Origin of the sequence: Mucilaginibacter sp. MD40 (assembly GCF_002288635.1) — a bacterium.
Classification (GTDB): Bacteria; Bacteroidota; Bacteroidia; order Sphingobacteriales; family Sphingobacteriaceae; genus Mucilaginibacter.
Genome location: NZ_NRSW01000001.1, coordinates 1634416 through 1646888, shown reverse-complemented (window position 1 = coordinate 1646888; position 12473 = coordinate 1634416). Strand labels below are relative to the sequence as shown.

Below are 12473 nucleotides of genomic sequence, written 5' to 3'. Positions count from 1 at the left end.
AACTTAAATTAAACTAAACGGTTTGCAAACGTAGGGACGGGTTGTAAATTAACCGGTATACCTGCTGCTGTTTGCCCGGCTCTATCATTTCTGATACAGGCACTTCCAGTATGGCACATATTTCCATAAGCCTTGCCAGAGTGAGTTTAGAATAGCCGAGCTCAATTTTTGAGTAGGCGTTTTGTGAAACGTTCATGCGCATCGCCAGGTAGTCTTGTGTATAGTTAAGCCTTTCGCGGGTCCGCCTGATGTTGGTGACAATTTCGTTTACCTTGCTTCTAAAATTGGTTTTCATGTGTTTGTTGTTCGTATTTAAATAACTAACGAGTATAAAACACACGCGGATTTATGATGCGCGGATCAAAAAACAACTTTGTTGTATAATATTCTCTTTAGCCCCTTAACAGGGTAACGTATCTGCTATATTATTACCCAACCAAACATTAGTTAAATTGTTTTTTTAATTGCCTAAAAAACAATTCGTTAAATTAAATAACCCTGCAAACAACATCTATAATTGAACGTTAATAGCTTTTGATGTTAAAAGCAGTTAAAACCCTGATCCTGATTTTTATCGCCGGCTTTCTATCTGCCTTAAAAGCTAATGCTCAGAATGCCCCGATCGATACCGTACAATGCGGTATATACATTACCAGTATACACGACATCAACTTTAAGGATAAAGAATATAACATTAACATGTGGTTGTGGCTTAAGTACAAGAACAAAAAGTTTGATTTTTTGCACAACCTGGAAGTACCACAAGCCAAATCAGTTACTACATCCTTCTCTACTATCGATTCGAGCAATAACCGCATATATATGCTGATGAAGCTACAGGCAGTAATGAAAGACTCCTGGGCTACCAACAATTTCCCGTTTGACAAGCAAAAACTACGGTTCTCTATCGAAAATTCGCAGTTTGATTCCAAAGCGCTGGTATTTAAGGCAGATACTTTAGGCAAGCACTTTGATCCGCGCTTTACCCTGCGAGGCTGGAACATAGATAGTATCGACATCAGCACCGGTATAAAAAAATATGAAACCGCCTTTGGCGACGATAAAATACCCCAACCCCATACCGAGTACAGCAACTTTAAGGTACTGCTTACTATTGATCGCGACGCGATGGGGCTGTTCTGGAAGATGTTCTTGGGAATGTATGTGGCTTTTCTTATTGCCTACATGTGTTTTTACATCCATGCCGATAGTATCGACTCGCGCTTCGGATTAAGCGTTGGTGCCTTGTTCGCAGTAATTGGTAATAAATACATTGTTGACTCCGCGCTGCCGGAGTCCAGCTCATTTACGCTGGTAGATATGCTGCACGGTATCACCCTGGTATTTATCCTTACGGTAATTATCTGCACGGCCTATTCGTTAAAACTGGTAAAACGCAACGAAGCGGAACGCGCCCAGCGGTTCGATTTTATTTGCGGACAGATACTCATATGCACCTATGCCATTTTAAACGCCTGGTTTATATGGCAGGCAACAAGAGGATAACCTGAAGCCAACGTGCTTTACTCATCAGATAGTCAGGATACTCTCATATCCTCAATTAATAGCACGTTACTACCTGTAAAAACTTAAATTTGCAGTGTAAAAAATTTAACCTTTTGGACAGAACAGTAATTATCGGCACACGCGGAAGCGAACTTGCACTATGGCAGGCAAACTTTGTTAAGGACCAACTTGCAGCATTGCATATCCCTGCAGAACTTAAGATCATTAAAACACAGGGCGACCGTATCCTTAACCTTAGCCTGGATAAACTGGAAGGCAAAGGCTTTTTTACCAAAGAATTAGAAGAAGAACTACTGGCAGGCACTATAGACATCGCGGTACATTCGCATAAAGACCTGCCTACAGAAAATCCGCCGGGACTCATCATCGCAGCAGTTTCAGAACGGGAAGACCCGGCTGAACTGTTGCTGATATTGAAGGATTGCGTTGATGTGCGCCAAAAGCTTTCCGTTAAATACGGTGGCATCGTGGGTACTTCATCCAACCGCCGCAAGGCTCAATTATTAGCTCTGCGCCCCGATCTGGAAATAGAAGACCTACGCGGCAACGTACCTACCCGCATAGGTAAACTACGCGACGAGAAATACGATGCCATTATGCTGGCCAAAGCCGGTGTTAGCCGTTTAGGTATCGATCTGAGCGAATTTCACGTAGAGGAACTCACTCCCACGGAGTTTATTCCCGCACCTGCGCAAGGTGTGCTGGCTATCCAGATTCGCGATAATAATCAAATATTATTTGATGCACTGCAGGAATTGCACCACCCCGAGGTGGCCGAACAGCTTTCTTTAGAGCGGGGCGTATTAAAACAATTTGGTGGTGGTTGCCACTTACCACTGGGCGTTTATTGCCGTAAAGAGAACGGACAATTTCAGGTATTCACCTCAAAATCTGATGATGAGGATGAATTTCCTGATCGTTTATTTATAGAAACGCCAACACTTGAGGGTGTTACCGAACGCATTTTGGCCAAGTTTGCTAAAGACAGAAAGTTCCCTTCAAAGGTGTTTATATCAAGAGATATATCGGCAACCAGCTACTTCCGCCGGGCACTGGAGAAACATAAAATCGAAATAGAAGACCGCTCGTTGATACGTACGGTACCGGTGATCACCCGTTTTGATTCTTACATTTTAAAGAACATTGATTGGGTATTCTTCACTAGTAAGAACGCCGTTGAATATTTCTTTAAACTGCAGCCGCAATTTCCTAAGAAGGTAAAATTCGGCGTAATGGGTGCAGGTAGTGAGGATATGTTACGTAAGAATGGCCACTTTGCTGATTTTGTTGGCGAAAGTACCGATACTGCTGATGTTGCCGCCGATTTTGCCGCGCTGGCAAATGGCACAACGGTACTTTTCCCGGGTGCCGATAACCCGATGAGAAGTATTCATCAGGGTTTGTCTGCAGATACCAAGATCATCGACCTGCCCGTTTACGAAACTGTTTTAGAAGAAGACGTAGAGGCCAGCGGCGCCGACGTAATGATATTTACCAGCCCAAGCAATGTTGACGCATATTTTGCGAATAACCTGCTTGAGCCCGGCCAAAAAGTAATAGCTATAGGCAAATCAACCGGTAAAAAGTTTGATGAGATGGGCGTTAAATACGTACTCCCCTTCTCGCCAGACGAGGTAGGTTTAGCCGAGGCAGTGTTTGGGATATAAAGTTCATAGTTGATGGTTCATAGATCATAGTGATTTACTGAAACCAATTATGAGCATGTTAATACGAGGTTGTTGATTTTACTATGAACCATCAACCATGAACTATAAGCTTATGCTACAACGACCAAGAAGAAACCGCAAGAGTGAAGTTATCCGCCAGATGGTACAGGAAACTCATGTAAGCGCGGCCAATTTGATATTTCCGCTGTTTATTGTTGATGGTGAAAACCAGAAAACCGAGGTATCGTCGATGCCGGGTATTTACCGTTACTCTATCGATAACCTGCTGCGCGAGGTAGAGAGTTGCCTTAAATTGGGCTTAAACTCTTTTGACCTGTTCCCTAACATTGAGGAAGCGTTAAAGGATAAGTACGCTACCGAAAGTCACCGCGACGAAAGTTTGTACCTGCGGGCTATCCACGCGGTTAAAAAAGAGTTTCCCGAAGCCTGTGTAATTACCGACGTAGCGATGGACCCTTACAGCAGCGATGGTCATGACGGTATTGTGGAAAATGGTGAGATACTGAATGATGCTACTTTAGAAGTACTGGGAAAAATGGCATTGGCACATGCACGGAGCGGTGCAGATATCATAGCCCCATCAGACATGATGGATGGCCGCGTAGGCTACATCCGCCAGGTATTGGATGATAACGGCTTTACCAACGTATCTATCATGTCGTACTCGGCTAAATATGCCAGCGCTTTTTATGGCCCGTTTAGGGATGCATTGAACTCGGCACCTAAGTTTGGTGATAAGAAAACTTACCAGATGAACCCTGCTAATCAGCAGGAGGCATTAATAGAAGCCCGCCTGGACGAAGCAGAAGGCGCCGATTTCCTGATGGTAAAACCCGGTTTACCTTACCTGGATGTGATCAAATTGTTAAAAGATAATACCCAGCTGCCTATTGCAGCTTACAATGTAAGCGGTGAGTACGCCATGATAAAAGCTGCCATACAAAAAGGCTGGCTGAATGATCAGCGTGCTATAACCGAAGTACTGGTGAGCCTTCGCCGTGCCGGCGCAAGCGCGATATTAACCTACCACGCTAAAGAGGTGTTGGAGAATAAGTGGCTGTAGAAGCCCCACCCAAACCCTCCCCAAAAGGGAGGGCTTAATAAAATTATTAGAATGTTATTCCAANTATTCCAAAAAGGTCTCCCCCTCCTGGGGGAGATTTAGAGGGGGCCAAATAAGATGAGTATAAAAGATATCAGCAGAGCCAAATCTGCCGAACTGTACGAGAAAGCTAAAACCTATTTCCCTGGTGGGGTAAACTCACCGGTTAGGGCATTTAAATCTGTTTACGGTACGCCGTTGTTTATTGAAAAAGGCAATGGCAGCCATATTTGGGATGCGGATGGCAACGAGTTTATTGATTTTTGCTGCTCTTGGGGGCCGCTTATTTTAGGTCACGCAAACCCTAACACACTCGAAAAGGTTACCGAAGTAATGCAAAAGGGCATGTCTTTCGGTGCGCCAACCGCGCTGGAGAATGAGCTGGCCGAACTGATCCTTAGTAACAATAAATTCATTAAAAAGATCCGCTTTACCAGTTCAGGCACCGAGGCGGTAATGTCGGCCATCAGGTTGGCGCGCGGTTATACCAAACGCGATAAGATCTTAAAGTTTGAAGGCTGCTACCACGGGCATTCAGATAGCTTGCTGGTTAAGGCAGGTTCGGGCCTGGTTACCTTTGGTGAAACCTCATCTGCAGGTGTGCCTGTGGCTTTCGCTAATGAAACCATTGTGGTTTCGTTAGATGATACCAACGCTTTAGACAACGCATTCGCGGAGTTTAAAGACCAGATCGCTGCCGTTATCATCGAGCCTATCCCGGCCAATAATGGCCTGCTTTTACAAAGCCGGGAGTATCTGCAATACCTGCGGGATATCTGTACCCAAAATGGCACACTGCTTATATTTGACGAAGTGATCTCCGGCTTCCGGGTAGGCTTTGAAGGTGCGGCAGGTGTTTATGGTATCCAGCCCGATATTATTACCTATGGTAAGATCATTGGTGGTGGTTTACCGGTTGGTGCTTACGGTGCTTCGGCTGAAGTAATGGATCATATATCGCCTGTAGGTTCGGTATACCAGGCAGGTACGCTATCGGGCAACCCGGTTGCTATGGCTGCGGGTATCGCGCAATTAAGCCAGTTGCTAAAACCAGGCTTTTATGAAAGCTTAAATGCCACTACAACTGCCTTTGTAAACGATATCAGGCAATACGCTGATGGCAAAGGTTATCCGGTTAAGCTATTCACTATCGGCTCTATATTCTGGTTCGCGTTTACAGATCAGGAAAGCATCAGCACCGCTGAACAGATTGACCCTAACAGCATGGTGAAGTTCAAAGAAATGCACCGCGAATTACTTAACCGCGGCGTTTACATGGGCCCATCAGGTTACGAAGTTGGCTTTATATCATCGGCACATACCACCGCTGATCTGGAAACAACAAAAACCGCTATATTTGATAGTTTAGATATTGTTTTTAAATAGTGGTAAGTAGCAGGCAGTGCGCGGTTTGCACCAAAGCAATCTGCAAACAAATAACTGCCAACTGAGGACTGAAAACTGCACGCTAATGAAAAAGACACTTGTAATATTTTATGCCATTATTATCTACGCCATTGCCGAACTGGTTTGGTGGGGTTATATGCTGGTAAACCTTAACCCGAGCCGTAAAGGCATGATCATGGGCGAGGGCATGATGTTTATTATGGTGTTTTTGGTAGGCGCCTATTTTCTTCATAAATCGCTTAACAAAGAGGCTAAACTGCATGAGCAGAAAAAGAACTTCCTGCTTTCTGTTACACATGAGCTTAAATCGCCATTAGCCTCTATCAAAATATTGCTGCAAACTATTCAAAAACGCGACCTTAACCGGGAGCAGATACTCAACTTCATTGATAAGTCGCTTTTAGATGTGGAGCGGCTGGACGATATGGTAGAGAACATGCTGCTGGCGGCCAAAATTGAAAACCGCTCATACAGTTTCCCCAAAGCGGAATTCAATCTGTCGGTATTGGTAGATAGTATTGTTAACCGTTTGCAGATAAGCAAATGCGATTGCAACCAGCAGATCATTGCTGCGGAAATTGAACCTAATATTAAAATAACCGGTGATAAGTTTGCCCTAACATCTGTAGTAACCAATTTGATCGAGAACGCGGTAAAATATTCCAGTCCATGCGAAACTGTATTTGTAAAACTGTTTGAAAAAGACAGCCGCGTTATCTTCCAGGTGGCCGACCATGGTATTGGGATAGCAGATACCGAGAAAAATCGCATATTTGAAAGGTTCTATCGTGTAGGCAGCGAAGATACACGTAATACAAAAGGTACCGGATTGGGCTTATACATTGTTAAAGAGGTATTAGATAAGCACCAGGCCAGTATAAAAGTTAAGGATAACCGCCCTGCCGGAAGTATTTTTGAAGTTGTTTTTGCATAAACCTATTCGTAAGATATGACACCCACTAAAAAAAGAATTTTGCTGGCCGAAGACGAGGAACACTTGTTAGAAGCTATTAAGTTAAACCTTGAGCTGGAAGGATATAAAGTTACCACAGCCAATAACGGTAAAAAAGCCCTCCAGATATTTAAAGAGGAACGTTTTAACCTGGTGATACTGGATGTGATGATGCCCGAGATTGACGGCTTTGTGGTTGCAGAAACCATTAGGCTGGAGAATTCGGAGGTACCTATCATGTTCCTCACCGCAAAGAATACCAATGAGGATAAAATATCGGGCCTTAAAAAAGGCGCGGATGATTACCTCACCAAACCTTTCAACCTGGAAGAACTGATATTGCGTGTTAATAACCTCATTAAACGCAGTTTAAAAGGCGAAGACCTCAAAGAGTTCAACAGCTATAAAATTGGCGACAAAACCATTCATTTCAACTCTTTTGAACTGATGAATGATGATGGTAGCATTACTCCTCTTACCAAAAAGGAAACTATGCTTTTAAAGCTGCTTATTGAGCGCCGTAACGAAGCCGTATCGCGCGAGCAGATATTGGAAACCGTTTGGAACTATGACGTTTACCCGTCCACCCGTACCATCGATAACTTCATCCTTACCTTCCGTAAGTATTTTGAACCGGATCCAAAAAACCCGGTTTATTTCCACTCTATACGTGGGGTAGGTTACAAGTTTACCGATAACCACTAATCGTATTGCATGTTTACAAACAGGGCAAGGATATTAGTGGCAGGGATGTTTATTATACTGATGGCTTTCGCTATCAGGTACCAGGTATACCAGTTAGCAGCCGTAGCACTGATGTTTGTGGGCCTGCTGATATGGGGTTATTTTAAACAGGGTACCATTGTACTGGCGGCAAAGGCTTTTCATAATAAAGAATATGCTAAAGCCGAGGATTTGCTGCAACAGGTTTATAATCCTGAAATGCTGAGCAAGAACCGCCGGGGCTTTTATGAATTTATATACGGGGGCGTATGCCTGCAAAAGCAGGATTTTGACGAGGCCGAAAAGCATTACGAGCTGGCCGCGTTATTTCCGCTCAGGAACGCTAACGACCATGTAGCGGCTTTGGTGCACGTTGCCAATATCAACGTGCGTAAAGGCAACTATGATAAAGCTAAAGCGTACCTGCAATTAACTGATAAACATAAAGATACCATATCTGCCAAAATGAAGGACGTGATCCTGAAAGTGAGGCAGGAAATACAAAAGCACTAAAATAGAACCAAGATATTAGAATCAAGAGTCAAGACATCGAAAGGGATTTTGTCTTGATTCTTGGCTCTTGATTCTTGACTCTCCAAAACAAATGAAAGATTCGTTATTTATAAAAGCCGCTTTTTCAGAGAAAACTGAACGACCACCCGTGTGGATGATGCGCCAGGCAGGCCGTTTTATGCCTGAGTATTGGGAAATCAAAAACAAATACTCGTTCCTGGAGATGTGCAAAACACCGGAAATAGCTGCCGATGTCACCATGCTCCCAGTTGATCTGTTAGGGATTGATGCAGCCATATTGTTCTCTGATATCCTGGTTACGGGTGAGGCCATGGGCGGCGACCTGAGTTTTACCGCAGGCGTGGGCCCTAAGTTTGCCAACCCTGTGCGTACCCAGGCAGATGTGGATGCACTGGAAACTAATGTAGGCGACAGGCTGCAATATGTTGCTGATGCCATCAAAGTAATCCAGCAGCGCTTAAACGGCAGCATACCTTTGATCGGTTTCGCTGGTGCACCGTTTACGGTAATGAGTTACCTGGTTGAGGGCGGGTCGTCAAAAGACTTTAAATTAACCAAGCTGATGCTGCATAACCAGCCTGAGCTTGCTCATCAGTTATTGTCAAAAATAGCTACCGTTACTGCTGATTACCTTAACCTGCAAATTGCAGCGGGTGTAAATGCCATCCAGATATTCGATAGCTGGGCGCAGGCATTATCATGGGATGATTATACCGAATTTTCTCACCGTTACATACAGGAGATCATCAGTAAGCTAAACCGCAAGGATATTCCGGTAATATCGTTCTGCAAGGGCAGCTCAGTATTCGCGCCGTTGATAGCCGAAGCTAAACCGGATGTGATCTCTATAGACTGGAATGTGGACCTGCTGGATATGAAGAACAGGTTACCAAAAGGCATAGCCGTGCAGGGCAACCTTGACCCACATATCCTTTACGCTGATAAATCGGTGATCAAAGACCGCATCCATCGCCTGTTTGAGCGTATGCGCGGCCAGGAAGGTTTTATCTTCAACCTCGGCCACGGCATTATGCCTGATATTCCGTTCGATAACGTGAAATACGCGGTTGAAGTGATAAAAGAATTTAGATATTAAGCCCCCGCCCCTGAAGGGGAGCAGGAGGCAATCGAAATAACAATCAAAGTTCCCCCTTTAGGGGGCGGAGGGGGTATGTACCAATACGTTTTAGCCATACATATCATTTTTGTAGTCTGCTGGATGGCAGGGCTGTTCTACATGGTACGCCTGTTTATTTACCACACCGAGGCGCAGGAAAAACCAGAGCCTGCACGCACCATCCTTTCCGAACAGTTTGAAGTGATGGAACGCAAACTATGGTGGATCATCACTACGCCCAGTATGTACCTGGTAGTAATTGCCGGTGCTTTAATGATACACCTGCACAAGTGGTACATGATATGGCCGGGCTGGCTGATCATTAAACTGTTGTTTGTGGTGGGGTTGCTGGTTTATCATTTCATTTGCCAGAATAAAATGAAACAGATGGCCCGTGGCAAATTCACCTGGACATCTACCCAGCTCCGTTTATGGAACGAACTGGCTACCATTATCCTCTTTGCCATCGTTTTCCTGGTGGTGCTTAAAAGCGCGTTAAACTGGATATTTGGCGTGGTAGGCATCATTGCTTTCAGCATCATCCTGATGATGGCCGTTAAGATCTATAAACGGTTTAGGGAGAAGAGATAGCTGCGGTCAATCGTCTTAATGTAACAACTGTAGCTTGATTACCCTGCGCTAAGTGTATGGTATTTATATTGATGATTTTAAATGATTTTGTTAAATCATTTAACTTGCTAATCAGCAAATAAGTGCTTCCTTTTTTATAAAACATCTTGGCTTTGTAATAATCGGTGCGAGTTGATCTTGAACTTGGTTCTTTACATATCTGCAGATTGGATTGTACGAAAGCGCTTGTTTTGTAAAATGTCCATCCAATAAAATCACAACATTTACTTTGCTGATAAAAAAAGTTAATGTTGTTGTAAAGTTTTAAAGTGTCTTTTTTGAAAAATGCACTATCATCATTACAAATTAACCATTCTCCCGAGCCTACGCTTATGCTATTTTTAGATGATTGATCTATATTCGACTTTAAAATTTTTATTACCTTTTTAACGCTTGGATTTACACTTTGTGAGTACGCGGAACTATAAAGTAAAATAAATAATGAAATAAAGAGCCTTGTCATTTAACCTCAGATTAGATCTTACACGACGAAAATTATTGGCTTAAAATACTATTTTTTCACCAACCCATGCAACCAAAACATCAAACCCCACATCTTAGTAATAAATGATGTTTTTGGAACCTAAGCACACGATTAACGAACTGGTAAGCCGATGCATAGCCGGTCAGCGCAAAGCGCAGGAGCAGCTGTACAAGCAGTTTGCCTCTAAAATGCTGGGCGTATGCATGCGCTACGCTACCGACCGTATGGAGGCCGAAGATATGCTACAGAACGGTTTTATCAAGGTGTTTGCCAAGATTGCAGATTACCGCGGTGATGGCTCTTTTGAGGGTTGGGTAAGGCGCATTATGGTACACAGCGCTATTGAATACCTGCGCAGGCATCATAAAATGCTGCAGGTGGTAGATATTAACGAAACCGGCCATGAAGAACCTGCTGTGAACGCAACGGCAGCCAGCAGTCTCGAAGCTAAGGATTTGCTGGAGCTGATAAAAACACTGGCGCCCGGTTACCGTATGGTATTTAACCTGTATGCCATTGATGGCTATTCGCACAAAGAGATAGCCGGAATAATGGGCATAACAGAAGGGGCGTCAAAATCGCAGTTGTCAAGAGCGAGGACTATATTAAAAGAACAGATCTTAAAATTAGATAGTAAAAGATATGAGTATGCAGGATAAAGAGCTCGACCAGTTATTTAGTGATAAGCTTAGCCAGTTATCGGTTGAGCCATCACGAGGGGCGTGGAGAAGCATAGCTAATGGCTTGGATGCGCCAAAGCGCCAAACCAACCTGCGCGTATATTTAAGCATCGCGGCCGCTGTGCTGGTGATGCTTACCATAGGTGTTTATTTAATTGTAGACAAACCGGTAAAAACGCAACAGTTTGCAGGCCTACAGCCTATAAAAAAGAAGCCTGCCAAAGAAACACGTGTTGCTGAACCTGCAGCAAAGCAACCCGTTTTAGCACAAGTGATTGTACCGGAAAAAGTGACGATAGCTAAAGCGAAGCCAGTTGCTGCACACAGACATATAGCGCACAATCAGTTAACATTGCCTAATCCAAAGTCGGTGATTGCCGAACAACAACCGGATAGTAACGGTATTGAAACAACACGCCTGGCACAGGTAGCTTTACCCAAAACGCCCGCTATTAAATTTACCGTTCCTGATAAAAGCACACCTTTGTTGGATAAAACAAGCCTGACAGGCCCTACCGCCGAAAACCTGGCAGCAAGCAAATCAGCCGAAAACAAAACCTTTGCAGCCGCTCCTGTACGTAAACACAAAATACGGGGCATTGGCGATCTGCTTAACGCTGTAGTGAGTAAAATAGATAAACGGAAAGATAAACTGATAGAATTTTCAAGCAAAGATGAAGATGAGCCAAGCGTTACAGGCCTTAACCTTGGTTTCATTAAAATAAAAAAACAAGATCGTTGATTTTTAATTACCTTATAACATGAAACGCCTTTTATTAACCTTAACCATATGCCTGGCAGCAACTACGCTGTTCGCGCAAAACAATACCGATACCGTTAAAACCGATACAACCAAAACACGCCGCACACGCATCCGCCTGGGTTTTGGTGACGATGTAGCGCAGGTAAATATTAACGATACTACGCATACCGTGTCAAAAGCACCTGGCTTTTCCTTCGGGCTTACGTTTACCCGTTTTGATATCGGCTTAACTACTTTGAATGATAACGGCAGCTTTACCCTCTCGCCTGCCAATAGCTTCCTGAGCTACCGCTCGTGGCGCAGCAGCAGCATAGGCTTTGATGTGCTGCAAATGGGCTACCGCTTTAACAGCGCTTTCAGGGTGTACATTGCCGGTGGTTTCGATTGGACCAATCTGCGCCTGCGCAATAACATCACCATACAGCGCGGGCAGCCAACACTTACCTACACACAGGATGATGTTGACTATAGCAAGAACCGACTTTCGGCTACTTATATCCGTATACCTATCTCGTTTGACTTCCGTACACATGATGATGCGGACGGACGCCGCTTCCATTTTGTGGCCGGGCCAGATCTTGGTATCCGCATCAGCAGCAGCCTTAAGCAGGAAAGCAAACAGGGCGATACCAAACTTACCGGCGATTACCATTTCGCTAAAGTAAGGTATGGCGCGGCATTGCGCGTAGGTTATGGCTCTATAGGGATGTTTGCCAAGTATTATTTCAACAATATGTTTGATAACAGCCCCGCGCAGGACGGCCTGAGGCAGTTTAACTTCGGTATGAGCGTGGGCTGGTAAGCAAGCCATTTAAAATACACAACTGAGGGATTTTCATTATGATGAGAATCCCTTTTTGCTTACG

14 protein-coding genes are annotated in these 12473 nt (G+C 44.1%); 12 read left to right on the top strand and 2 right to left on the bottom strand.

The window, feature by feature from the left end; translation table 11 throughout:
- Nucleotides 1-13 precede the first annotated feature (13 nt).
- Complete coding sequence (locus CKK33_RS07465; protein WP_095703506.1) at nt 14-295, bottom strand: helix-turn-helix domain-containing protein; 282 nt, start codon at nt 293-295, stop codon at nt 14-16.
- A gap of 242 nt (nt 296-537) precedes the next feature.
- Here CKK33_RS07465 and CKK33_RS07460 point away from each other — a divergent pair, with 242 nt between their 5' ends.
- The 9 genes from CKK33_RS07460 (at nt 538) to CKK33_RS07420 (ending at nt 9641) form a co-directional block, all read left to right on the top strand.
- On the top strand, nt 538-1506 hold the full coding sequence (locus tag CKK33_RS07460) for a hypothetical protein (RefSeq protein WP_095703505.1): 969 nt from the start codon (nt 538-540) through the stop codon (nt 1504-1506).
- Between the two features lie 113 nt (nt 1507-1619).
- Nucleotides 1620-3194, top strand: a complete 1575-nt coding sequence (hemC, locus tag CKK33_RS07455) for a hydroxymethylbilane synthase (protein WP_095703504.1) — start codon at nt 1620-1622, stop codon at nt 3192-3194.
- 112 nt (nt 3195-3306) lie between these two features.
- On the top strand, nt 3307-4278 hold the full coding sequence (gene hemB, locus CKK33_RS07450; RefSeq protein ID WP_095705781.1) for a porphobilinogen synthase: 972 nt from the start codon (nt 3307-3309) through the stop codon (nt 4276-4278).
- Nucleotides 4279-4395: 117 nt separating this feature from the next.
- A complete protein-coding gene (gene hemL, locus CKK33_RS07445; RefSeq protein WP_095703503.1) occupies nt 4396-5703 on the top strand; it encodes a glutamate-1-semialdehyde 2,1-aminomutase in 1308 nt (435 codons plus the stop codon).
- A gap of 85 nt (nt 5704-5788) precedes the next feature.
- Nucleotides 5789-6658: a sensor histidine kinase KdpD gene (locus CKK33_RS07440; protein ID WP_095705780.1), complete on the top strand. Its 870-nt coding sequence runs from the start codon at nt 5789-5791 to the stop codon at nt 6656-6658.
- Nucleotides 6659-6673: 15 nt separating this feature from the next.
- Entirely contained in the window at nt 6674-7381 is a 708-nt protein-coding gene (locus CKK33_RS07435; RefSeq protein ID WP_095703502.1) for a response regulator transcription factor, read from the top strand.
- Nucleotides 7382-7390: 9 nt separating this feature from the next.
- Nucleotides 7391-7912 (top strand): tol-pal system YbgF family protein, encoded by a 522-nt coding sequence (locus CKK33_RS07430; RefSeq protein ID WP_095703501.1) that lies wholly within the window; start codon nt 7391-7393, stop codon nt 7910-7912.
- A gap of 91 nt (nt 7913-8003) precedes the next feature.
- Nucleotides 8004-9029: a uroporphyrinogen decarboxylase gene (hemE, locus tag CKK33_RS07425; protein ID WP_095703500.1), complete on the top strand. Its 1026-nt coding sequence runs from the start codon at nt 8004-8006 to the stop codon at nt 9027-9029.
- Nucleotides 9030-9104: 75 nt separating this feature from the next.
- Nucleotides 9105-9641 carry a CopD family protein gene (locus CKK33_RS07420; protein WP_095703499.1) on the top strand — a complete coding sequence of 179 codons (537 nt, stop codon included), beginning with the start codon at nt 9105-9107 and terminating at the stop codon, nt 9639-9641.
- Here the strand turns inward: CKK33_RS07420 and CKK33_RS07415 are convergent.
- Nucleotides 9625-10143 (bottom strand): hypothetical protein, encoded by a 519-nt coding sequence (locus CKK33_RS07415; protein ID WP_095703498.1) that lies wholly within the window; start codon nt 10141-10143, stop codon nt 9625-9627. The two genes, CKK33_RS07420 and CKK33_RS07415, sit on opposite strands and share 17 nt — an antisense overlap.
- Before the next feature lie 104 nt (nt 10144-10247).
- Here CKK33_RS07415 and CKK33_RS07410 point away from each other — a divergent pair, with 104 nt between their 5' ends.
- From CKK33_RS07410 to CKK33_RS07400, 3 genes are read left to right on the top strand one after another with little or no spacing between them, the layout of a single operon-like run.
- A complete protein-coding gene (locus CKK33_RS07410) occupies nt 10248-10823 on the top strand; it encodes an RNA polymerase sigma factor (protein ID WP_369803542.1) in 576 nt (191 codons plus the stop codon).
- Nucleotides 10807-11586 carry a hypothetical protein gene (locus tag CKK33_RS07405; protein WP_095703497.1) on the top strand — a complete coding sequence of 260 codons (780 nt, stop codon included), beginning with the start codon at nt 10807-10809 and terminating at the stop codon, nt 11584-11586. Before CKK33_RS07410 ends, CKK33_RS07405 begins: the two co-directional genes overlap by 17 nt.
- Nucleotides 11587-11605: 19 nt before the next feature.
- Entirely contained in the window at nt 11606-12409 is an 804-nt protein-coding gene (locus tag CKK33_RS07400) for an outer membrane beta-barrel protein (RefSeq protein WP_095703496.1), read from the top strand.
- Nucleotides 12410-12473: the final 64 nt, after the last annotated feature.